A 24349-nucleotide genomic window follows, 5' to 3' on the forward strand; every position below is an offset into this window, starting at 1 on the left:
AAAGGCCTTCCCCCTTTATGCACAAGGAATCCCCCTAAGTATAAGGGGGATTCGCTATAAGTGCTCTTTTAATTTTTCCAACGCTTCTTGGGCAGCATGCTGTTCTGCCTCTTTCTTAGACTTCCCACTTCCAAGACCTAATGATTCACCATTTAATGTAACACGCGATACAAATTCCCGATTATGAGCCGGTCCTTTTTCTTGCAGAATTTGATATTCTATATTCCCGCTACCATCACGCTGTATTAACTCTTGTAGTTGGCTTTTAAAATCCATCACATGAGAAAAAGCACCTTCATTAATTTTTGGATAAACAACTGTTTTTAAAAATCCCCATACCTTATCCAAACCTTGGTCAAGGTAAAGAGCACCAATAAACGCTTCAAAGACATCCGCTAATAATGCTGGACGTTCACGCCCTCCTGTCATTTCCTCTCCTTTTCCTAAAAGGACCAAACTTCCAAATGATAACTCATTTGCAAAGCGAACGAGAGAAGGTTCACATACAATAGCAGCGCGAAGTTTTGTTAATTCGCCCTCGCTCATTGTCGGATATTTTTGAAACAAGTATTGCGAAACTGTCAGTTCTAATACCGCATCGCCAAGAAATTCAAGACGCTCGTTATCTTCATGTGGCTTTTTTCGATGCTCATTCACATACGATGAATGCGTAAATGCTTGAATCAATAACTTTTCATTTGTAAATGTAATACCTATTTTCTCTTGAAACTTTTTAAAAGCCTCTCGATATTTAGTTTCATTTTTCTTATCTCTATACTTTCTGTACGGCATAGGTCCCTCCAGGTATATATGCTGAGAAAGCCCCGTATATAAACGGGACTTCATCAAGCATTATAGATGACTCTCTATGTAAGTCACAGCATCGCCAACAGTAGCAATCTTTTCTGCTTCCTCATCAGAAATTTCCATTTCAAACTCATCTTCTAATTGCATCACAAGTTCTACTACATCTAAGGAATCAGCACCTAAATCTTCTTTAAAGTTCGCAGCTTGTGTTACCTCTGTTTCGTCTACTCCTAGACGATCTACGATGATTTTCGTTACACGCTCTAAAACGTCTGCCATATTCATTCACCTCCTTTAAAAAGTATAAACATACAATTACTATTATTAATCCATCCGATTTCCTCAAGACATTATATTTAATATTGTACAGAAAAACGAGATGAAATCAACCTATTTCTATAGTTTCTTCCCTTACATCACCATACCACCGTCAACATGAAGTGTTTGTCCAGTAATATAACGACTTGCATCTGATGCTAAAAAGGCAACTGCATTTGAAATATCTTCAGCTTCTCCAAATTTTGCAATTGGAATTAACTTAAGCATTTCGTTCTTTACATCTTCTGCTAATACATCTGTCATATCTGTTACGATAAATCCAGGTGCAATCGCATTTACTGTAATATTGCGACTTGCTAGCTCTTTTGCTGAAGTTTTTGTTAATCCAATTACACCAGCTTTTGCTGCAACGTAATTTGCTTGTCCTGGATTTCCAGTAACACCGACAACTGAAGCGATATTAATAATACGTCCATGACGTTGACGCATCATATAACGAGAGACAGCCTTTGTGCATAAGAAGACACCTTTTAAGTTTGTATTAATAACTGTATCCCATTCTTCTTCTTTCATACGCATTAACAAATTATCTTTCGTGATGCCAGCGTTATTTACAAGAATGTCAATTTGACCGAATGTATCGACAGTTTGTTTTATCATGTCAGCAACTTCTTCACTACTTGCAACATTTGCTTTTATTGCAATTGCTTCTGAACCTATATTTTTAATCTCATCAACAACTTCGTTTGCTTTCAATTCGTTTCCTGCGTAGTTTACAACTACTTTTGCACCTTGTTTTGCTAAATCTAATGCAATTGCACGGCCAATTCCGCGAGATGCTCCCGTTACTAACGCAACTTTGTCTTTTAATAACATTAGCCTTCTCCTCTCAGTTTCGAAATGGTATCTTTCATCGTCTCTTCATCGTATATCGCATATACTTTCGCAGAAGGAGCGATTGATTTCATAAGACCAGCTAAAACTTTTCCAGGCCCAATTTCAATAAATGTATCTACACCAAGCTCTACCATACGTTCAATGGATGGGTACCATAATACAGGGGAATAGAGTTGCTCAATTAATTTTTCTTGAATATCTTCTTTACGTGTAATACAATCTGCTGTTACATTTGCAACTACCGGAATTTTTGTATCTTCAATCTTAATTTCATTTAGCACGTCTCGAAACCTCTCAGCCGCTGGTTTCATAAGTGATGAATGAAACGGACCACTAACTCGCAAAGGAACTGCACGCTTTGCGCCGTTTGCTTTCGCTCTTTCCGAAGCCAATTCTACACCTTGCTTTGTACCAGAAATTACGATTTGCTTTGTGCTATTCATATTCGCAATTTGAACAGAATAACCTTCATCTGTCACTTCCTCAGTTACCTGTTTTAACATATCGGGATCCGCTCCCAAAATAGCCGCCATGGCACCTTCGCCATTTGGCACAGCCTCTTCCATGTATTCACCACGTTTTCTAACAGCATAAACACCATCTTCAAATGATAGAGCACCTGCTGCTACTAACGCACTATACTCACCTAAACTATGTCCTGCAACATAATCAGGTGCAATATCGTACTGCTCCAATACTTTTAAAATTGCAACACAAGTCGTTAACAATGCCGGTTGTGCATTGGTTGTTAACGTCAACGCTTCTTGAGGTCCCTCAAAAATAAGTGATGAAAGAGAATCCTTTAAAATTTCATCAGCCTGACGAAATACTTTTGTAGCCTCTTCATAACTTTCTGCTAATTGTCTTCCCATTCCAACTGCTTGTGAACCTTGTCCCGGAAAAAGAAATGCCAGTTTTCCCATTTCAAACCCTCCTCATTATTGAAGCGGTTCTTCCTCCATTACACTCTTAATAGTAGGAATAACTTCCTTTGCTACCATTTCTCGAGTTTGACGGATCGCACTAAAAATCGATTGATCATTTGAAGAACCATGTGCTTTGATGACAGGAGCTTTCAATCCAAATAAAGCTGCTCCTCCATACTCCGAATAATCCATTTTATCTTTTAATACCATTAATTTCGGTTTTAATACCGCTGCCGCTAGTTTGCTTGTAAATGAACTCATTAACTGCTCTTTCAACATTGAGAATAAAGATATTGCAGTTCCCTCTAGTGTTTTAAGCGCAACATTTCCAGTAAATCCGTCACAAACAACCACGTCAGCTACACCTTGTAATAGGTCTCGTGATTCTATATTTCCAACAAAGTTAACCGGTGCGTCTTTTAGCATTGCGAAGACTTGTTTAGAAAGCTCGTTTCCTTTTCCTTCCTCAGTTCCAACATTCAAAAGACCTACTCGCGGATTAGAAATTCCTCTTACCTTCTCTGCATATACAGATCCCATTACAGCATATTGGTACAAATGAATTGCTTTCGCATCGACATTTGCACCGACATCTAGCATAACAAAGCCTTTTCCATCTACTGTTGGCATCGTCGGAGAAAGAGCAGGGCGCTCTATCCCTTCTATACGTCCTATTACAAACAATCCAGCTGCCATAAGAGCCCCTGTATTCCCGGCTGAAATACAAGCATCAGCTGTACCTTCTTTAACTTGCTGCGCAGCAAGTACCATAGAAGCTTGTTTTTTTCGACGCACTGCTCGTACCGGCTCATCTGTTCCTTCAATTACTTCGTCTGTGTGCAATACTGTGATACGCTCTTCGCTCGTTAAATATTTACGAATTTCATCTTCTTTTCCAACTAAAGTAATATGTAAATCTGAATATTGCTTAATTGCTTTCATTGCTCCAAGTACGACAGATTTCGGCGCATGATCGCCGCCCATTGCATCTATTGCGATTCTCATAAGTTGTTACCTTCCTCACTGTAGTTACTAGATCGATACATTTCAAAAGTGCCAGCAAAAACAAGTTCTTCCCCAACAAAGCTTTGCACTTTGACAACCGTCCGTCCTTTATCATTCTCTACATCTTCAACACGCGCTTTCGCAACAACACGCTCCCCTAATTTTACAGGACGAATATATCGAATGGTAGACTTTGCAGTTAGTGCTAATTCTTCATCAATAACCGCAACAGCTAATGAGTTTGCTTGTGCAAATAAATGATGTCCACGAGCAATTTGATTACGTTTAAAGACATGTTCTTCTTTCACTTCAAAAATAGAAATTGCATGTCTATCTAATTCTATATCAATAATTTCCCCTACCACTTCATCAAGCGGTAAAGATTTTACATCTTCTTCATGTTGTTTCGTTGCCACATGTTTTATTCGTTCTCGTAATTCTGGAATCGAAAGTTCCATTCGATCGAGACGAATTGTTTGAATACTTACTTGAAATTGTTCAGCTAATTCTTCATCCGTAATAAACGGATTTTCTTCTATTGTTTGTTGTAACAACTCTTGTCTTTCTTTTTTCTTTCTCTTTTTCATTCCGCACCATCCATTTTTATGACTAGGTACTAACAGTAGTATATAAGCATTAAATACAGAATGCAACATTTTTTTACGCATTGCGCTTTAATCCAGCTTTTCTCCTTGAAAAACACCTGATTTCTCTAAATATCTTCGCAGCATTTCATACTGTTCACTTTGCCAAAAAGCAGTCGAATCAACAAGTAGCGCAGCATCCTGCCTCGCTGTTTCTAACGCTCGATAATCATGTACCATGTCAGCTAATTTAAATTCAGGTAAACCACTTTGCTTACTCCCAAAGAAATCCCCAGGACCACGCAGTTCTAAATCTTTTTCCGATAGGACAAATCCATCATTTGTCTCTGTCATAATACGCATGCGTTCTTTTCCCGTTTCCGATTTCGGATCAGCAATTAAAATACAATAAGATTGTTCACTTCCACGTCCCACACGACCACGAAGCTGGTGAAGTTGCGATAACCCAAAACGTTCTGCATCATAAATAACCATCGTTGTTGCATTCGGTACGTTCACACCAACTTCTACAACCGTTGTCGAAATGAGAATTTGCACTTTATTTTCACTAAATTGATGCATTACTTCATCTTTCTCCTGAGAAGAAAGACGGCCATGCATTAGCCCAACTTGAAATTTTCCTTGATAGTGATGAGTCAACATACTATGCAAATCAATTGCATTTTGCACATCCAGTTTCTCCGATTCTTCAATTAATGGACAAATGACATATGCTTGTCGTCCTTTTTTTACTTCTTTCTCTACAAATCCGAGAACACGTTCAAACATATCATGTTTCGCCCAGTATGTTTCAATGACTTTACGACCCGCCGGCATCTCATCAATAATGGATACGTCCATCTCACCGAACGCAGTAATTGCTAATGTACGAGGAATTGGTGTTGCTGTCATAAATAAGACATCTGGATTTTCACCTTTTTCCCTTAACACACGACGCTGTGCTACACCGAAGCGATGTTGTTCATCCGTAATTACAAGTCCAAGCCTGTGAAATATGACTTCATTTTGAATTAAAGCATGCGTCCCAACAAGAATATCAATTTCCCCTTGTTCTAGTCTTGCTAGTATCTCGCGGCGACGCGCTCCCTTTACAGAGCTTGTTAATAATTCAATGTTCATATTAAAATGAGAAAATATAGATTCTAAAGATTGATAGTGCTGCTCTGCTAAAATTTCTGTCGGTACCATTAATGCTCCTTGATATCCAGCTAATTTCGCAGCATACAAAGCAATTGCAGCCACTACCGTTTTTCCAGAACCTACATCACCTTGCAGTAAACGATTCATTCGATACGGGGACTGCAAATCTTTCATAATTTCTGTAACAACACGACGCTGCGCATTTGTTAACGGAAAAGGAAGAGCGCCTATAAACTCCTCTAATTGTTCAAGAGATAGATCTTTTTTCGTTCCCTTCGAACTTTCCCGCTCCATTTTGCGAAGTGCTTGCATCTTCAATTGGAACAAGAAAAACTCTTCATATACGAAGCGACGACGCGCCTGTTTCATATCCTCTTGTCCACTAGGAAAATGCAAGGCATATAGTGCTTCATAACGGGATAATAACTTATAACGCGACAACAACCCTTCTGGTAACACTTCTTTCACAAAAGAACCATACTCTTTAAACGCCCCCGCAATAAACCGCCGCATTTGTTTTACCGTCAATTTCCCTTTAACTGAATACACCGGTTCTACTTCTTGTTGACGAACAACCGGCCCAAAGTGAAGTTCAGATACCGAAATCATTTGACGATGTTGATCCCATTTTCCAGATATCGTTACCGTTTCATCAATATTTAATTTCTGCTTATAGTAGGGTCTATTAAAGCATACAGCTGTAATTAAATAACGCCCCACGAGAACACGCACAGTTAGACGAGATTTCTTTTTTCCATAATATTGCAGTAGAGGTGCACTATGTACTTTACCTTCTACAGTTACTCGTTCTTCATGTTTAACTTCAGCCAAATCTTTCATCGCATAGTCTTCATAACGATACGGAAAATGCTCTAGTAAATCAGAAACCGTAAAAATCCCCATCTCATTTAGTAATACAGCTGTTTCTTCTCCAATCCCTTTCACATCCGTAATTGGAATTTGCACCACTTCATTCAAGATCTTCACGCCCCGTCAAATCTTATTCCTAACCTTTCATATATAACATACATCTTCTTTACTTGTAGGTTATATCTCAACAACGGATTACGTATTTCCGTATTCACGTTGAATACGCAATCGCTACCTCTCTTATTCTACCATAGCATCAAGAAAGCATAGTAGTCATTTCCCTTTTCCTAAATCTTATATATTCATTTAGTTTCTCGGCATATTTCCCCAAAAAGAAAGAGAGCCTCACCACATCTGCTAGCAAGGCCCTCTTCTTATATATATTTGTTCATCTCATAATAGAGTAATTACATTTTAAACAGAAATAAAGTTTTCACTTTATTCAACAGAAAAAATGAAAGAATATAGAGGTTGATTTCCATTATGAACTTCCACTTCTACATCTTCAAATTTTTCTTCTACAAACGTTACTAATGTGTCTACTTCTTCTTCTGATGCATCTTCACCCTGTAAAATTGTTAAAATTTCTGCATCTTCATCAAGCATATTTTCTAACAGTTTTTTTGCAGCTGAAATTTTCTCTGCATCTGTTGATACAATTTTTCCATCTGCAATACACATGAAGTCATCTTTATTAATTGTCACACCATCAATTTCCGTATCACGAACCGCATACGTGATTTGGCCTGTTTTCACATGAGCAAGTGCTTCGTTCATTTGCGCTTCATTTTCTTCAAGAGTTCCTGCTGGATTGAATGCAAGCATCGCTGCCATACCTTGCGGAACTGTTTTTGAACGAACAACAATTACTTCTTGATCCACTACAGAAGCTGCTTGCTCTGCAGCCATTACAATATTACCATTGTTCGGTAATATAATAACTTTTTCTGCATTCGCTTCTTCAATCGCTTTTACAATATCTTCTGTACTTGGATTCATCGTTTGACCGCCTTCAATAACTACCGTCGCTCCGATGCTTTCAAACAATTCTTTAATACCAGAACCCATTGCTACTGTTACAATTCCATAAGACTGTTTTTCTGCAGGTTTTACTTCTACATGCATCGCCGCAGGCTCATCTAATAAAGCAGTATGTTGTTCACGCATATTCTCTACTTTAATTTTGATTAAGCTTCCATAACGTTGTCCGTAATTCATCGCATCTCCAGGATGCTCTGCATGAATATGAACTTTTACGACTTCTTCATCAGATACAACAAGCAATGAATCACCATACACACTAATCTCTTCACGGAATTTTTGCTCAGAGAAATTATGTTCTTGCATCTTCTCTTCGTCTAACTTAACCATAAATTCTGTGCAGTAGCCGTATTTAATATCCTCTGTACTCAATTGGCTTTGTACACTACGGTGATGTTCTGCACGTACCATTTCGTTCATAGATGGTTGTGTTGGCTCATTAAAGGCGATTGTCTCACCTTTTAAGTCCGCTAGAAATCCTTCATAAACGACAACAAGACCTTTTCCACCGCTATCTACAACACCAACTTGTTTTAATACAGGTAATAAATCAGGTGTACGATTTAATGATGCATTCGCTTCTTTCACAACTTCTTCCATAAACAAAACAAAATCGCGCTGCTTTTTCGCAACAGTGACTGCATGTTTACTCGTTTCCCTTGCAACAGTTAAAATCGTTCCTTCAATCGGCTTCATAACTGCTTTATATGCCGTTTCTACACCCGCTTCTAACGCATCAGCAAAATCAATTGTTGTTAATTCTTCTTTTTGTTCAATGGATTTTGAAAAACCACGGAATAACTGAGATAAAATAACACCTGAGTTACCACGCGCTCCCATTAATAATCCCTTAGCTAAACTTACTCCGACTTTACCAGCGTGTTGCGAAGGATTTCCCTTCACCTCGCGCGCACCTGAAGTCATCGATAAGTTCATATTTGTACCGGTATCGCCATCTGGAACCGGAAAAACGTTTAAAGCATCAACAAGTTGAACATTGTTTGTTAAATTATTCGCTCCTTGTATGATCATTTGTGACAAACGTTTTCCATCAATTTTTTGAATTGACACAGTTCTTCCTCCTTAATGCAATTACAAGTTTATTACTTTAACTCCTTGTACGTAGATGTTTACAGAATCTACTGCTAGTCCTACCGTTTGATCCAGTGTATATTTCACTTTCGTTTGGACGTTATGTGCTACTTCTGAAATTTTTGTACCATAGCTCACGATAATATACATATCAATATGTACTTCATCTTCGTCTTTACGAACAATAACGCCTCTAGTGAAGTTTTCTTTTCGTAAAATTTCTGTCAACCCATCTTTTAATTGGTTTTTAGAAGCCATACCGACGATGCCGTAACAGTCTACTGCAGCGCCTCCAGCAATTGTTGCAATTACATCTGTACTAATATCAATTTGACCGTATTTTGTCTTAATTTCAATTGACATCTCGTTTCCCCCTTCTGAAATGGTGAAAGTGAGCTAGACTACTTTATTTACTATCATATAATCTTTTTAAAGAAAATTCCATCGTTCTTTCGTTTTGCTCTCACATTTATATAATAAAACAGCAATTTTTTATGGTGAGCAAAATAGTCCATTTTTATTATACAACATATACCACTACAATATGTCAAGTGATTTTTCTTGATTTCAGCTTTTGATTTCTTACATATAGTGTCAAGTAATTTTTCTTGATTTCTTTTTTATACACTGTTGCATTCTCTTTTTAGTTGTGTTAAATTATAGTAGTGTTTTTAGCATCGCATAAAAGACTAACATTGAAAATTACGTAAGTTACGGTAGTTAAGGGAGGGAAATATAGATGGCTCGTGTTTGTGCTATTACTGGAAGAAAAGCTCGTTCTGGTAACTCTCGTTCTCACGCAATGAACGCTACAAAACGTAAATGGGGCGCTAACCTTCAAAAAGTTCGCGTACGCATCGACGGTAAAGTTCAACGTGTTTACGTTTCTGCTAGAGCATTAAAATCTGGCAAAATCGAACGTGTTTAATAATAAAAAAGAGAGCCTGTTGGCTCTTTTTTTATTATGCTCATGAAAAAAGCACCGGTAATAGGTGCTTTTTTATCCTTTTTTAAAGGTATTCAATACCGCGCGAACAATTCCACCAAGAAATTTCGGTAACTTAATTGTATAAAATCTCATGGTTTCCCTCCTAATCCCCATTACTCCACTTGTTTACTATAGACGCCGCAACAGAAGTATTTCATCAATCAGTGCTTCTTATCACCATTAATATGCCGGAAGTAAATGAAAAAGTACCTTTTTCCGCAACGAGTTCATTACTAATACAAAGTGTCGATCCCCAGTTTATCGTTTTATCAGTAAGAGGATATTTAAAGCCACGAAGTGTAATTCCCATTACTATTTCTGTCATTGGAACAAAAGATATGTAAGGAAATGATGAATTCTCTTCAATTATATATGTGCCAAATTCTCTAACTGAGATTTCATTTTTATAATCTACAATGCTTATATTAGTATTGGATTTCAAACCTTTTATTAACATTTGAATGTTCGCTAAACTATGATCCAGCCTTCCACCTGTTGCACCAAAAATACGAATTTGTTCTGGTTGTTGCTTTAAAGCCCAGTTAATTGCAATCTCTAAATCCGTTTCATCCTTTTCTTTCGGTACAATATGCAAATCATGTTTCTGCTCTCGCATCCATTCTAGTTCCTCTTTTGTAACAGAATCATAATCACCAAACGCCACTTCTGGCATAATTCCAAACTGCAACAAATGGTATACTCCGCGATCAACAGCTGCCCATACGACCTTTTCATTCTCATATTTAGAAAAATCTGCCCAGCACTCTACTGGACCTCCAGCTAAAATATGAATAATCACGTTCTCTCTCCTCCTATAGAAAAAAGGCAATCTGCTAATAGCTAGATTACCTTCTCTTTTAAACAAAACTCCTATATATCCAATTAAATTTCCCGACATATAAACCACTGCTATGCAAAATAAAACATGACGCTACTTGCGCCCTTTGTTTTAAACCTCGCATGTGGCAGGAGCAGGCCCTGACCGCTTCTATACACAGCCAGATGCTCTCGCTCCCCTAAAAAGAAAGGTTTTTTGTCGTTTTTTAACTTGTATATATATCTACTTCTACATTCTTATCCGCGAATTGCAGCAATAGCTGCTCCGCGATCTTTTTCATTATATACTGCAGATCCAGCAACAAGAACATTCGCTCCTGCTTCTACACATAGTTTTGCTGTTTCTGCATTCACGCCGCCATCAATTTCAATCTCTACTTGTAAATTACGTTCACGAACCATATCAGCGACTTGTTTCACTTTCGGCAATACAGAGTGAATGAATTTTTGTCCGCCAAACCCTGGATTTACAGTCATAAGTAGAACCATATCGATTTCTTCTAATACGTGTTCAATCATGGAAACTGGTGTATGTGGATTTAAAACAACACCTGCTTTAATGCCATGTGATTTAATTAATTGAATCGTACGATGTAAGTGCGCGCAAGCTTCTACATGTACCGTAATAATATCCGCTCCTGCTTTCGCAAAAGCCTCAATGTACTGATCCGGATTTTCAATCATAAGATGAACATCTAATGGTAAAGAAGTAATTGGACGAATAGCTTCCACAATTAACGGTCCAATTGTAATGTTCGGAACAAAATGTCCGTCCATTACATCGACATGTATGTAATCTGCTCCGCCTTTTTCTACATCTTTAATTTCTTCTCCCAATCTTGAAAAATCTGCTGATAAAATCGATGGTGCAATTTTAATCATAATTAATACCTCGGCTTTCTCTCTCTAATTTCTTCAATAAACTGCACATAGTGCTCATAACGATAGTTTGTAATATTCCCTTCTTCTACCGCTTCTTTCACCGCACATTTCGGTTCAGAAAGGTGTGTACAACCTCTAAATTTACAGTATTGACTCCGTTCTTTCAACTCTGGAAAACAATATGTGAGATCTTCTACTTCTATATCGATGAAATCGAGTGAACTAAATCCAGGTGTATCCGCCACAAGTCCACTCCCTACTTCAATTAATTCTACATGTCTTGTCGTATGCTTACCTCGCCCTAAATGAGCTGAAATCCCACTCGTTTTTAGCGCTAAATCTGGACGTAATACATTTAAAAGCGACGATTTCCCTACACCAGATTGTCCTGCTACAACGGAAACACACCCTTCTAAAAACGGCTTTAATACATCTATACTTTCTGATGTTGTCGTTGAAGTGAATACAACATCATATCCAATTGCAATGTAATCCTTTGCATATGCTTCAATCTTTTCACGCGTTTTCACATCTACTAAATCCATCTTACTAATACAAATAATCGGCTTAATGTTATGAAACTCAATTAAAACTAAAAACCGATCTAATAGTAATGGATTGAATTCTGGCTCTACAGCTGAAAACACAAGAAGTGCTTGATCGATATTCGCAATCGGTGGACGCACAAGCTCATTTTTTCGTTCTAATATCTCTAGAACATATCCTTCACTCGGGTTATCGGCTTGAAATACAACTTGATCACCAACAAGCGGTGTAATCTTATGTTTACGAAATACACCACGTCCTCGGCACTGTGTGATCTCTTCTTCATGCTGCACATAGTAGAACCCACTTAAAGCTTTTATAATTTTCCCTTCTGGCATACATTCTCTCCTTTTTTTACCTTGTTCTAAAAGACATAAAAATAGCTATTCATAATACACTTTAGAACGAGATTCGCTCAACTCACCATTTATAATTATTTTTAATAGGAGTTTCACTTTATTGCGTTGGATACAAAACTTCTTTTTCAATTAAGGTCGTTCCATCACGAACAATTTTGTAACGCCCTTTTTTTCCTTCTTGAATAATAAACTCAAGAGAGACTGTCGTTGACTCTGTTATTGTTCTCGTTTCAAGCGGTTTATCCATAGTATTTTGCATATCTTCTTTATATATTTCAATTTTTTGTGGTGTTTTCTCTCCAGTTGCTGGCCCTTGATACTGAATTGGAATATTATCAACTTTTACAATTTTTGTTGGTTTTTCTTTTTGTCCTTCAGAGACAGTAATTGTTACTTTTGCCCCTTCTTTTAAATTCGTATCTGGTTTTGGCGATTGGGAAATAACTAGCCCCTTATCCACTTTATCGGAATACTCTCTCTTTATTTCCGGCACAAGTTTTTTCTCATTTAAATAGCTATTCACGCTACTTTCTGTCCAACCGGAAAAATCGGCGAGGCTAATTTGTTTTGGCCCTTTACTAATCCACACCTTTACCTCTTGCTCTTCTTCTATAATATCTTGTCCTGCTTCTGGACTTTGTAACACAATTTCACCGCGCGGCTTTTCACTTTCAATATAATCAGGAACAACCCCTTTATATGAAGTCAATCCATCTTTAATCTTTTCATAATCTTGCCCTATCAAATTAGGCATTTTTTTCTTTTGCTTTCCACCAGATTTAAAAATTGTAATTTTTGTATTTTCTCGTACAACTCGTCCTGCCGCTGGACTTGTTTTAATAACCTTACCTTCTTCCACTTCATCTGTATATATAACTTGAGGTGACGTCAAGTCGAATCCTTTAAGTGTATTCACTGCTGTTTCATATGTCATTCCAGATACATCTGGCACTTTGACTTCTTTTGGAATAAAGAAACCTGGTATCACCGTCACTGCTAATATTCCACAAACAACTAAAAATAGGAACGTCGTTAATAAAATTTTAAGCCAACGATTGCTTTTTTTCTTTTTCTTTTTTTGTTCTTCTTCTGGTTTATCCTGCTGTTTTTCTTCTTTCGACTTTCCAGCTAAAACAATTGTTTCTTCAGTATTTGCACTTATTAACTGTTCCTGCTGAATGATAGGAATCGCTTTTGTGGCTTCCATATCTTCTGGTATATAGAAAGGTTGTTCATTTATTCGCTCTGGATATAATGCAGTTTCAATATCACGTTTCATTGCATTTACAGACTGATAACGATGAAACGGATCTTTCGCTGTTGCCTTTAAAATAATATTTTCTACACTTTGTGGAATATCAGGGTTCCACCTTTTTGGAGATGGTGTTTCATTTTGCAAATGTTTCAGTGCAATAGAAACAGCAGATTCTCCGGAAAATGGCGGCCTTCCAGTTAATAATTCAAACATTACAATTCCAAGAGAATAAATGTCTGATTGCTTATTTGCAACACCACCTCTTGCCTGTTCAGGAGATAAATAATGAACAGAACCAAGAACAGAATTTGTATGTGTTATGGTAGTTGCACTTGTTGCGGTTGCAATCCCAAAATCTGTAACCTTTACAACACCATCATTTCGAATTAAAATATTGTGAGGCTTAATATCACGGTGGACAATTTCAAAATGATGCGCATGAGCCATCGCAGCAGTTAATTGCTCCATAATATTAATCGCTTCTTCTACAGGAAGAAGACCTCGCTGTTGTATATATTGTTTTAACGTTTGACCTGGCACATACTCCATAACAAGATAATAGATTCCATCTTCTTCTCCAACATCATACATATTCACAATATTTGGATGCGATAGCGTTGTAACCGACTGTGCTTCTCGATGGAAACGCTTAATAAATTCCTCATTATTGGAATAGTCAAGTCGCAACATTTTTACAGCTACATCACGATCGAGTATGTCATCATGCGCCAAATATACATTGGCCATTCCTCCTCCGCCGATCATTTTAAGTAGCTTGTAACGGTCATTTAGGCGTCTTCCAATCATCACGTTGTCATTCACCTACTTTCGTTCGCCGAGTCCGCATAATCAATAATGACAAGAGTAATATTGTCTTCTCCTCCAAAATCATTTGCAAGCTGCACAAGCTGCACACTTTTTGTTTGCAGAGGTTCATTAGACTGTAAAATTTCTTTCATATTACTCATTGCAACTTTATTAGATAACCCATCCGAGCAGAGTAACAACTGATCTCCCTCTTCTAATACTAAGGTTTTCACATCTAATATAACGGTTTCTTCCGTTCCAAGCGCCCTAAGTAAAACATTTTTTCTTGGATGATATTCAGCATCTTCTTTGGAAATTTCCCCATGCCGAACGAGTTCATTTACAAGGGAATGGTCTTCTGTAACAAGTGACATATAATCATCTGATAGCATATAACAGCGACTATCTCCAATATGACCAATCGTTACAAAAGTATCCGTACATATAGCAGCAACGATTGTTGTTCCCATTCCACTGCATTCTGGATGTTCTCCAGAATATTTATATACTCGTTCATTAATAATTTGTGCATGATTATGTAACCATTGTTCTGCTTTTTTAGGCTTATCCATATTGTACGTTTGTTTCCAGTAGTCATGGAACAGTTGGATTGCCATCGAGCTAGCAACATCGCCTGCTCGATGACCTCCCATTCCATCTGCTACAACCGCTAAAATATCTCCATCTAAATTATGAAATACTCCTGCACTATCTTCATTATGTTGACGAACTTTTCCCTTATCTGATAGAAACACGGTTTTCATCATCTCACCTCGTCTCTTCTTTGCGCTCCTTTGCACGCAATTGACCGCAGGCTGCATCAATATCATGACCTTGCTCGCGACGAATTGTTACGTTAACTCCACGATCTTTTAATGTTTTTTCAAACAAGAAAATTTGTTCACGTGGCGTTCTCACATAATCGCGTTCTGGTACATAGTTAACCGGAATTAAGTTAACATGACATTTTACACCTTTTAACAGCTGAGCTAACTCTTCAGCATGTTCGACTTGGTCATTCTCTCCTCCAAATAAGCCATATTCAAACGTAACACGGCGCCCTGTTTTTTCAGTATAATATTTAATAGCTTCCATTAAATCTGGCAGCTTGTACGCTCGGTTGATTGGCATTAATTTTGAACGCAGCTCTGTATTTGGAGCATGTAAAGAAACCGCAAAATTAATTTGTATATTTTCTTCAGCAAACTTATAAATTTTCGGGATAATTCCACTTGTTGATACCGTCATATGACGAGCCCCAATGTGAAGACCTTTTTCATGATTCACGATGCGTAAAAACGCCATTAAACTGTCATAATTATCAAACGGTTCTCCGATTCCCATTACAACAAGGGAGCTAACACGCTCATCTGAAGCGTCTAACTCACGTTGTACTTCAACTACTTGCGCAACAATCTCACCAGCTTCTAAATTACGTTTTAAGCCGCCTAGTGTTGACGCACAAAATGTGCAGCCAATTCGGCACCCAACTTGTGTTGTCACACAAATTGAATTTCCATATTCATGGCGCATTAATACTGTTTCAATCGAATAACCATCATGCAGTTGGAATAAAAATTTAATCGTTCCATCTGAAGATGTTTGTTTTACTAATGTTTTTAAAGTCGTAATATCAAAGGAATTCGACAATTTTTCACGCAATCCTTTAGAAAGGTTTAACATATCCTCAAAAGTCGTTACTCTTTTTTTGTATAGCCAATCAAAAATTTGACTGGCACGGAATTTAGGTTCTCCTTGTTCCTTTAACCATTGTTCCATATCATGAAGCTGCAAGGAATAAATAGATGGCTTTTTCTCTTCTAATTCTTTCTTTTGTTTTTTTACAGTAGTTTCCATGATGCTACACCTTCTTTCTTAAACAAGCAATATAAAATCCATCCGTTGCAAAGTAATGTGGCAAAATTTGCACTTCACCATTAACTACATAAGGATGCACAGCTTTTGGTAATCGGTCTTTCATTGTTGCATCCCATTCAAATTCAGGATGTGATTGTAAAAACTGCTCTATTACTTGTTCATTTTCTACTTTCTCAATTGTACACGTACTATAAACAAGGCGTCCTCCCTTTTTCAACAAAGGAGCTACCTTTTCTAAAATAGATAGTTGAATATTAGCAAGTCTTTCACTATCTTCTTTCTGTTTCCCTATTTTAATATCTGGTTTACGGCGGATTACTCCAAATCCAGAACACGGTGCATCTACTAATACTTTATCAAAGCTTTCTTGTTCAAAATGTTCTTGCACTTTCCGTGCATCAAGAGCTTTCGCTTCTACATTTTCTAATTCAAGACGCTTTGCTTGCTGCTGAATTAAACGCACTTTATGTGGGTGTAAGTCAAGAGAAATAACTTTCCCCGTTCCTCCCAATCGTTCTGCAATATGCGTCGTTTTCCCACCAGGAGCAGCGCAGCTATCTAGAACTATATCTCCTGCCTCTGGATCAAGCGCACGAGCTACAAGCATAGAACTTTCATCTTGAATAGATAACATCCCTTCTTGAAATGCTCCTGTATGAGCTACATTCCCTTTTTCAATTTGGATCGCATCTTCCGATAAATCGCCATGCTTTGCTTGAATTCCTTCTGTTTCTAACATTTTGAGCGCATCTTCTCTAGACGCTTTCGCTACGTTAACGCGAGCTGTCGGAACTGGCGGGAGTAAGTTTACTTCGCACATTTGCTTTGCCGTTTCAATTCCGTATGCTTCTATCCATTCTTTAACAAGCCATTCTGGATGACTTGTTGCAATAGCAAGACGCTTTTCCGGACTTTTAATCTCATCTAGTGATGGAATACCTTCACGCTGAATCGAACGAAGTACTCCATTCACAAGTCCGGCGATTCCTTTATGGCCACGACGCTTCGCAATTTCAACCGCTTCATGAATGGCTGCCCGTTCTGGAACACGATCTAAATACAACATTTGATATAAAGAGAGACGAAGCAATACTTTTACCCACAGTTCAATCTTTTTTCGTAAAAACGGCTGTAAATAATAATCAAGTGTATCGCGTCGTTGAATTGTTCCGTATACAATTTCAGTTAACAATCCAACGTCTTTTTTATCAATACTATTTTTTTCAATAAGGTTGTTTAAAAGCAAATTGCTATATGCGCCGCTTTTTTCAACTTGCGTTAAACCGTCAAGAGCTAATTCACGAACGTTTTGTTTCATGCGTCTTCTCCTAACTTCGTACCTATTTCAGGCTTTGTTCCACGTAAAAATTGCGAACAGTCCATACGTTTTTTACCAGATGGTTGCAACTCAGTAATCTTAATTGCCGTTGCATTTCCTGTAGCCACAACGAAACCATCTTCTTCAATTGCAACAACTGTTCCAGCTTCAGCTTTTTCTGTGACAGGAACTTTTTCTCCCCACCATACTTTTACAACCTGTCCTGCTAATGTCGTATAAGCAACTGGCCAAGGATTTAAGCCACGAATATGATTGTAAATCTCTTCTCCAGTTTTCGACCAATCAATCTTTTCCTGCTCACGTTTGATATTATAAGCAAATGTTGCTTCTTCCTCATTTTGTTTAATTGGTTCTAACTTTCCTTGTATTAAAAGCGGCACCGTTTTAGATAATAACTGAGCTCCAGCTACGCTTAATTTATCAAATAATGAGCCGGTTGTTTCGCGTTCGGTAATTTCGACTTCTACTTGCGTTAAAATATCACCCGCATCTAATTTTTCAACCATATACATGATCGTAATGCCTGTTTTCTCTTTTCCTTGCATAATCGAATAATGAATAGGTGCACCGCCGCGAAGTTCTGGAAGTAACGAAGCATGGACATTAATACATCCATATTTCGGCGCTTCTAAAATTTCATTTGGAACGATTTGTCCGAATGCAGCTGTCACAATCAAATCTGGCTCTAATGCCAATACCTTTTCATATTCATCTTTTTCACGAATCTTTAACGGTTGCAATACCGGAATACCATGTTTTTCTGCTTCAACTTTCACAGGCGTTGGGGTTAATACTTTTTTTCTACCTACTGGACGATCTGGCTGCGTCACAACACCAATCACATCATATCCATCTTCAATAAGACGACGAAGCACCGGCACTGAAAAGTCCGGTGTTCCCATAAATACAACTTTCACCATTTGAAAAACTCTCCTTTTACATCTCTTCTAATTCATTTTCCTCATAATATCGCGTTACTTTCGATGTAAATAACACACCATGTAAATGATCGATTTCATGTTGAATTGCACGGGCCAAAAAGCCGTCTGCTTCTAATAAATACACTTTACCACGACGATTTTGGGCACGTACTTTAATATACTCAGCACGTGTTACATCACCAAAAAGCCCCGGAAAACTTAAGCAGCCTTCGGGACCTACTTGTTCACCACGTTTTTCTAAAATAACAGGATTAATTAATTCAATCTTCCCGTTATCATCATCAATGTCTACAACAGCAACTTGCATACTAACACCAACTTGCGGCGCTGCTAATCCAACACCATCCGCAATTAACATTGTTTCGTGCATATCTTTTAAAAGCTTCACTAACTTTTTATCAAAATTAATAACACGTTCACACGGTGTTTCTAATACTTCATTTGGATGTTTTACAATTTCTAATGTTGCCATACTACTCTCCTTTTCAACATACAATCAGATTGAAACTTCCATCAATGGAGGCAACTCCATTGATGATTTGCTTGCCTATTCAGGCACATGCCAGCAGTACGGGCAACGAGGACCTTCTTCCTAGCTTATAAAAGTTTCACTCTATTTTATCCATTTGCCTCTAAATTCAGCTCTACTACATCAACATAGTTGGATTAAAATCAATTGAGATTTGCAAGTCTTTTTGCATTTCTGCCTGATAATGTTCATTTACCATTTTAAGCACGTACTTTAAGTTTAGTTCCCGTTTGTATTTTATCATGCATTGGTATCGATATCTATCTTTTATACGAGGAATTGCCGAAGCAACTGGACCTAAGATCATCGTTTGCTGTGAGCAATGTTGTCGTAAAAAACCAACAATTTTTTCTGTTACCTGCACTGCTTTTAATAATTCCGGGTGAGATACTGTAACTAACGTAACATAATAATATGGTGGATATTGCCGCATTTTCCTCATATACATTTCACGCTCAAAAAACAAATCATACTTCTGCTTTTTTGCTAATTCTATACTATAATGTTCAGGTGTATACGTTTGAATGACTACTTCTCCTGGAAGCTCGTGACGTCCAGCTCGACCACTTACTTGCGTTAAAAGCTGATACGTTTTTTCACTTGCCCGGAAATCCGGCAAATGCAACATTGTATCTGCTGTTAATACACCTACAAGCGTCACATTTGGAAAATCAAGACCTTTCGCAATCATCTGCGTCCCAAGTAATATATCAGCTTCTCCTGCCCCAAATGACTTCAGGAGCTTTTCATGCATCCCTTTACGACTTGTCGTATCCACATCCATTCGAATAACGCGTGCTTCTGGAAACAATTTTGTAATTTCTTCTTCAACCTTTTGTGTCCCTGTCCCAAAGAAGCGGATATGGGAGCTATTACAAGCAGGACAAGCATTCGGTAAATGTTCCTCATAACTACAGTAATGACATTTCAAACGGTTATTCATTCTGTGATATGTAAGCGAAATATCACAGTGTGGACATTGTACGACATATCCGCAATCACGACACATAACAAATGTCGAATGCCCTCTTCGATTTAAAAAAAGCACCATTTGTTCTTTTTTCTCTAATCGATCCGCTATCTTCTCATGAAGAAGCTGAGAAAACATAGAACGATTACCATCACGAAGCTCTTCTCTCATATCAATAATCTCAACTGCAGGCAAATCCTTTTCATTCATCCGCTTCGCCATTGTAAGCAGTTTATATACACCTTTTTGAGCGCGAGCAAACGATTCTAGTGTAGGCGTAGCACTTCCTAACACAACAGGACAATTGTGATATTCTCCCCGCCGAATCGCAACAGAACGTGCATGGTAGCGTGGATTATCCTCCTGTTTGTAACTCGATTCATGTTCTTCATCAATAATTATAATTCCTAAATTCTCAAATGGTGCAAAAATTGCTGAACGCGCCCCTACAACTACTTTGACTTCTTTCCGTAAAATCTTACGCCATTCATCATATTTTTCACCAACAGACAATGCACTATGAAGAACTGCCACTTGCGAGCCAAAACGCCCTTTAAAACGATCCACCATTTGCGGCGTTAACGAAATTTCAGGCACAAGTACTATGGCTTCTTTTCCTTTGCTAAGTACTTCTTCAATTGACTGTAAATAAACTTCTGTTTTTCCGCTCCCTGTGACACCGTACAGTAAAAACGTCTCATGCTGCTCTTCAGTAATGGTGGTTAAGATTGGTGCAATTACTTGTCGTTGCTCTTCTGTAAGCGGGAATGGCTTTGTGCGTTCGAAAGCATCATCATCATAGGGATTTCGATATACTTCCACATATTTTTCAGCTAACAAACCTTTTTTCACAAGTGATTTAATGGGAGCATCCGTCATTTGCAATTCTTCCATTACTATTTTTAACGGTACAGGCTGATAGTGTTCCATGAAATAATACAATACATCCTGCTGCTTTTTACTCTTTAGATGAAAAGCCGTTTCCTCCAATTCTTCAAAAGGCAAAACAGGTTGAATCATTTTTTGTTTTTTCTTTTGCGCCTTATCTTTTACTTCATAAACAACTTCAACAGTCCCTTTTGCAATTTCTGTTTGCACTGCACGGTACAACTGCGGCCATTCATCAAGTACATTCCAATCGATACTTTCTTTTCCTTGAAAGAGCTGCTTCACATTGGTCGCTACGTCTTCGGGCCGATGAAGACGTAGCTGTTTTTTATATGTCGCTTTAATTGCTGTTGGCAACATAACTTGGAACGCTGAAATTGTAAAACAAAGTGTTTCTTCTGTAAGCCAATTTCCAAGCTGTAGTAATTCCTCATTTAATACAGGTGTTACATCTAACAATTCATGTAATGTTTTCAACTTATTTACATCTACATCTACTGTATCTTTTATCCCAATGACAAATCCTTGTAATTTTCGCGGTCCAAAAGGAACAACAACTCGCATACCCGTTTGAACAAAATCTTCCCAACGTTTAGGAATAATATAATCGAATGGCCTATCCGTTTGCCTTGCTGAAACATCGACAATTACGCTTGCAAATTTCATGCAGGATCATCTTCCAACATTTTTTCAACATGCAGTAATATTTCTCGCGCTACTTCCTGCTTTGTTAATAATGGCAATTCAACCACGGCGCCATTTCGTTTATACATCGTCACAATATTTGTGTCCGTACCAAATCCTGCCCCTTCTGCTTTTACATCATTCGCAACAATCATATCAGCATTTTTTTCGCGTAATTTTTTCGTTGCATATTCTTCAACGTTTGTTGTTTCTGCTGCAAAACCAATGAGTAATTGATGTTCTTTTCGCTCACCTAATGTTTTCAAAATATCTGTCGTTCTTTCTAATTCAATAACTGTATCTCCGCTTTTCTTTTTCATCTTCTCATCGCACACAAACTTTGGACGGTAATCTGCTACTGCTGCTGTTTTAATTACAACATTCATATTAGCATAATGATGTAAAACCGCCTCTAACATATCTTGTGCTGATTCCACTTGTATTGTTGTTACATTCGCAGGCGGTGTTAGCGCTGTTGGACCAGAAATAAGAATGACTTCTGCACCAAGATTCGCCGCAACTTCCGCAAGTGCATATCCCATTTTGCCAGAAGAAAAATTCGTCATAAAACGAACTGGATCAATTTTTTCACGTGTCGGGCCAGCTGTCACCAATATTCGTTTCCCTTGCAGCGGCTTCTCTTCTGAAAAATGCTTCTCTAACATAGTTACAATGTTTTCTGGTTCTTCTAACCGACCTTTAGCAACATATCCGCAAGCTAAAAAGCCCTCTCCAGGCTCAATAAATGTATAGCCTAACTGTTTTAGCATTTGCATATTTTTTTGGACAACTGGATTTTCATACATATGAACGTTCATCGCAGCTGCAATCCACACTGGAGCTGTTGTCGCGAGAAGCGTCGTTGAAACCATATCATCGGCAAGACCATTTGCGAATTTACCAATGATGTTTGCTGTCGCCGGTGCAACAAGTACAAGATCAGCCCAATCTGCTAAATCAATATGAGCAATGACTGCTGAATCCTTTTCATCAAATGTATCTGTGTATACATCATGGCGAGAAAGTGCTTGAAATGTAAGCGGTGTAACAAACTTCGTTGCCGATTCACTCATTATTACTTTTACAAGCGCACCTGCCTGTGTTAATTTACTTGTTAGCGCAGCTGCTTTAAATACAGCAATGCCCCCCGTAACACATAAAAGTATTTTTTTCCCTTTTAGCATAAGTCTCGTCCTCTTTCTTTCATCATCCTTAACCCAATTCGAACTTCAATTCATTCATCATCACAGCCTGCAAATATAAGCTACCGTTATTCTAACTTCCATCAGTGGGGACTTCATCCCCCGCTGATGGAAAGCCCTCACCTATTTTCTTCGATTTTCTCGGAACCTTGAGGTGGGGGACTTACTGTCCGCGAATAGCGGGATAAATCCATTTTGTTTTTTTCGGCATATAAGTCGCTGCTATGCAGAATACAACATGACCACAACTTGCTTTCTCCCTTTGTTTTAAACCTCGCATGTGGCAAAAATAAGCCCTGACCGCTTCTATGCACGGCCAGACGCTCTCGCCCACCTAAAAAGAAAGCTTTTATCTCATTTTTAAATTTATCAACATCGTAAAAAAATAACAACCTACTTGTAAATAGGTTGTTACTGTTACATAGAAAAGTATAGTATCTATGCCTCTATTTGTCGAAAATAACGCATTATTTTTGGTTGTTATCTTCACTTGGTTCGTAGCTTAATAATTGTGCATGAATTTCTTCTAATGATTTCCCTACAAATTTATGAGATACCGGTTTTTCAACAGCACAATCATTATGCTCTTGCATTTCACGAGCGCGCTTTGCAGCTACTGTTACTAGCGTATATTTAGAATCAATTTTTTGTAACAATGCATCAATAGATGGGTTTAACATATTATATTTCCTCCGTCATTTCTTTATAATATTTTGCTACTCGCTCACGGCGACAATGTTCACCTATCACAATTGCATTAATACGTTCGCAAGCAAGTTCTACTTCATCGTTTTCTACTACGTAGTCATAAGCATCCATCATTTCGATTTCTTCTTTTGCTACTGTTAAACGATTTTGAATTACTTCTTCTGTTTCTGTACCGCGGCCCACAATTCGGTTTTTTAGTTCCGATAAACTTGGAGGAGCTAAAAAGACAAATACTCCTTCTGGAAAAGCTTTCTTTACTTGAATGGCACCTTGCACTTCAATTTCTAAGAAAACATCTTTCCCTTGCTGTAATGTTTGCTCGACATAATCAATTGGTGTTCCATAATAGTTCCCAACAAACTCCGCCCATTCCAGCAGTTTATTATTTTGAATCATCTCTTCAAACTCTTCTCTCGTTTTAAAGAAATAATCAACGCCGTCTACTTCTCCTTCACGTGGTTTACGCGTTGTTACAGAAATAGAGTATTGTAAATTTGTATCTTCTTGACTGAACAATTCCTTTCGAACTGTTCCTTTTCCAACACCAGAAGGCCCTGAAAGAACGATGAGCAACCCTCTTCTACTTCTCATATATATGTTAAACCTACCCTTCGTCACTTAAATCTTCTTTATTGTTTAACCGATGTGCAATTGTTTCCGGTTGTATCGGACTTAAAACAATATGTCCATCATCCATAACAATCACCGCTCGCGTTTTTCGCCCATAGGTAGCATCAAGCAGCACATTTTGTTCGCGCGCTTCCTGTACTAACCTCTTAATCGGTGCTGATTCCGGACTTACAATAGAAATAATTCGATGTGCAGATACGATATTTCCATATCCAATATTTAAAAACCGCATGGCCATAATTTG

At 37.9% G+C, this 24349-nt stretch carries 25 protein-coding genes; 1 reads left to right on the forward strand and 24 read right to left on the reverse strand.

Annotated elements, in window-relative coordinates; translation table 11 throughout:
- Positions 1 to 54: 54 nt before the first annotated feature.
- The 9 genes from rnc to BR72_RS00460 form a co-directional block, all read right to left on the reverse strand.
- Entirely contained in the window at positions 55 to 792 is a 738-nt protein-coding gene (gene rnc, locus BR72_RS00420) for a ribonuclease III (RefSeq protein WP_035429014.1), read from the reverse strand.
- A 60-nt stretch (positions 793 to 852) separates the two neighbouring features.
- The gene (locus tag BR72_RS00425; protein ID WP_035429016.1) at positions 853 to 1086 is read right to left on the reverse strand and encodes an acyl carrier protein; all 234 of its coding nucleotides are present in this window, start codon (positions 1084 to 1086) and stop codon (positions 853 to 855) included.
- Positions 1087 to 1218: 132 nt separating this feature from the next.
- Positions 1219 to 1962, reverse strand: a complete 744-nt coding sequence (fabG, locus tag BR72_RS00430) for a 3-oxoacyl-[acyl-carrier-protein] reductase (RefSeq protein WP_035429018.1) — start codon at positions 1960 to 1962, stop codon at positions 1219 to 1221.
- Positions 1962 to 2906 carry an ACP S-malonyltransferase gene (gene fabD / locus BR72_RS00435; RefSeq protein WP_035429021.1) on the reverse strand — a complete coding sequence of 315 codons (945 nt, stop codon included), beginning with the start codon at positions 2904 to 2906 and terminating at the stop codon, positions 1962 to 1964. Before fabD ends, fabG begins: the two co-directional genes overlap by 1 nt.
- A 15-nt stretch (positions 2907 to 2921) precedes the next feature.
- Positions 2922 to 3914 (reverse strand): phosphate acyltransferase PlsX, encoded by a 993-nt coding sequence (plsX, locus tag BR72_RS00440; protein ID WP_035429023.1) that lies wholly within the window; start codon positions 3912 to 3914, stop codon positions 2922 to 2924.
- Positions 3911 to 4501, reverse strand: a complete 591-nt coding sequence (gene fapR, locus BR72_RS00445) for a transcription factor FapR (protein WP_035429920.1) — start codon at positions 4499 to 4501, stop codon at positions 3911 to 3913. The genes plsX and fapR overlap by 4 nt, the downstream gene beginning before the upstream one ends.
- An 87-nt stretch (positions 4502 to 4588) precedes the next feature.
- Positions 4589 to 6637 carry an ATP-dependent DNA helicase RecG gene (gene recG / locus BR72_RS00450; RefSeq protein WP_035429025.1) on the reverse strand — a complete coding sequence of 683 codons (2049 nt, stop codon included), beginning with the start codon at positions 6635 to 6637 and terminating at the stop codon, positions 4589 to 4591.
- A gap of 330 nt (positions 6638 to 6967) precedes the next feature.
- Positions 6968 to 8641, reverse strand: coding sequence for a DAK2 domain-containing protein (locus BR72_RS00455; protein WP_035429028.1), 1674 nt, complete (start codon positions 8639 to 8641; stop codon positions 6968 to 6970).
- A 21-nt stretch (positions 8642 to 8662) separates the two neighbouring features.
- Positions 8663 to 9025 carry an Asp23/Gls24 family envelope stress response protein gene (locus tag BR72_RS00460; RefSeq protein ID WP_000021111.1) on the reverse strand — a complete coding sequence of 121 codons (363 nt, stop codon included), beginning with the start codon at positions 9023 to 9025 and terminating at the stop codon, positions 8663 to 8665.
- Positions 9026 to 9401: 376 nt separating this feature from the next.
- Between BR72_RS00460 and rpmB the strand changes: the two genes are divergently transcribed.
- Positions 9402 to 9590 (forward strand): 50S ribosomal protein L28, encoded by a 189-nt coding sequence (gene rpmB, locus BR72_RS00465; protein ID WP_000124776.1) that lies wholly within the window; start codon positions 9402 to 9404, stop codon positions 9588 to 9590.
- Positions 9591 to 9662: 72 nt separating this feature from the next.
- Here rpmB and spoVM read toward each other — a convergent pair whose 3' ends face one another.
- The 15 genes from spoVM to remA all read right to left on the reverse strand — a co-directional run bounded on the left by spoVM (position 9663) and on the right by remA (position 24343).
- Complete coding sequence (spoVM, locus tag BR72_RS00470) at positions 9663 to 9743, reverse strand: stage V sporulation protein SpoVM (protein WP_020059192.1); 81 nt, start codon at positions 9741 to 9743, stop codon at positions 9663 to 9665.
- A gap of 64 nt (positions 9744 to 9807) precedes the next feature.
- The gene (locus BR72_RS00475) at positions 9808 to 10449 is read right to left on the reverse strand and encodes a thiamine diphosphokinase (protein WP_035429030.1); all 642 of its coding nucleotides are present in this window, start codon (positions 10447 to 10449) and stop codon (positions 9808 to 9810) included.
- 275 nt (positions 10450 to 10724) lie between these two features.
- Entirely contained in the window at positions 10725 to 11369 is a 645-nt protein-coding gene (gene rpe / locus BR72_RS00480; RefSeq protein WP_035429032.1) for a ribulose-phosphate 3-epimerase, read from the reverse strand.
- Between the two features lie 2 nt (positions 11370 to 11371).
- Positions 11372 to 12253, reverse strand: a complete 882-nt coding sequence (gene rsgA / locus BR72_RS00485; protein WP_035429033.1) for a ribosome small subunit-dependent GTPase A — start codon at positions 12251 to 12253, stop codon at positions 11372 to 11374.
- A gap of 118 nt (positions 12254 to 12371) precedes the next feature.
- Positions 12372 to 14339, reverse strand: coding sequence for a Stk1 family PASTA domain-containing Ser/Thr kinase (pknB, locus tag BR72_RS00490; protein ID WP_035429036.1), 1968 nt, complete (start codon positions 14337 to 14339; stop codon positions 12372 to 12374).
- A gap of 8 nt (positions 14340 to 14347) precedes the next feature.
- Complete coding sequence (locus tag BR72_RS00495; protein WP_035429922.1) at positions 14348 to 15100, reverse strand: Stp1/IreP family PP2C-type Ser/Thr phosphatase; 753 nt, start codon at positions 15098 to 15100, stop codon at positions 14348 to 14350.
- 4 nt (positions 15101 to 15104) lie between these two features.
- On the reverse strand, positions 15105 to 16193 hold the full coding sequence (rlmN, locus tag BR72_RS00500; protein ID WP_035429038.1) for a dual-specificity RNA methyltransferase RlmN: 1089 nt from the start codon (positions 16191 to 16193) through the stop codon (positions 15105 to 15107).
- 4 nt (positions 16194 to 16197) lie between these two features.
- On the reverse strand, positions 16198 to 17532 hold the full coding sequence (gene rsmB / locus BR72_RS00505; protein ID WP_035429040.1) for a 16S rRNA (cytosine(967)-C(5))-methyltransferase RsmB: 1335 nt from the start codon (positions 17530 to 17532) through the stop codon (positions 16198 to 16200).
- Positions 17529 to 18473 carry a methionyl-tRNA formyltransferase gene (fmt, locus tag BR72_RS00510; RefSeq protein WP_035429042.1) on the reverse strand — a complete coding sequence of 315 codons (945 nt, stop codon included), beginning with the start codon at positions 18471 to 18473 and terminating at the stop codon, positions 17529 to 17531. Before fmt ends, rsmB begins: the two co-directional genes overlap by 4 nt.
- Positions 18474 to 18489: 16 nt before the next feature.
- On the reverse strand, positions 18490 to 18966 hold the full coding sequence (gene def, locus BR72_RS00515) for a peptide deformylase (protein WP_035429043.1): 477 nt from the start codon (positions 18964 to 18966) through the stop codon (positions 18490 to 18492).
- 175 nt (positions 18967 to 19141) lie between these two features.
- The gene (gene priA, locus BR72_RS00520; protein WP_035429046.1) at positions 19142 to 21547 is read right to left on the reverse strand and encodes a primosomal protein N'; all 2406 of its coding nucleotides are present in this window, start codon (positions 21545 to 21547) and stop codon (positions 19142 to 19144) included.
- Positions 21544 to 22749, reverse strand: coding sequence for a bifunctional phosphopantothenoylcysteine decarboxylase/phosphopantothenate--cysteine ligase CoaBC (gene coaBC, locus BR72_RS00525; protein ID WP_035429048.1), 1206 nt, complete (start codon positions 22747 to 22749; stop codon positions 21544 to 21546). Before coaBC ends, priA begins: the two co-directional genes overlap by 4 nt.
- 485 nt (positions 22750 to 23234) lie before the next feature.
- Positions 23235 to 23447, reverse strand: a complete 213-nt coding sequence (rpoZ, locus tag BR72_RS00530) for a DNA-directed RNA polymerase subunit omega (RefSeq protein ID WP_035429050.1) — start codon at positions 23445 to 23447, stop codon at positions 23235 to 23237.
- A 1-nt stretch (position 23448) separates the two neighbouring features.
- Positions 23449 to 24066, reverse strand: a complete 618-nt coding sequence (gene gmk, locus BR72_RS00535; RefSeq protein WP_035429052.1) for a guanylate kinase — start codon at positions 24064 to 24066, stop codon at positions 23449 to 23451.
- Between the two features lie 13 nt (positions 24067 to 24079).
- Positions 24080 to 24343: an extracellular matrix/biofilm regulator RemA gene (remA, locus tag BR72_RS00540; protein WP_020059206.1), complete on the reverse strand. Its 264-nt coding sequence runs from the start codon at positions 24341 to 24343 to the stop codon at positions 24080 to 24082.
- Positions 24344 to 24349: the final 6 nt, after the last annotated feature.

The sequence above is a fragment of the Bacillus sp. UNC322MFChir4.1 genome, assembly GCF_000746135.1.
GTDB lineage: Bacteria > Bacillota > Bacilli > Bacillales > Bacillaceae_G > Bacillus_A.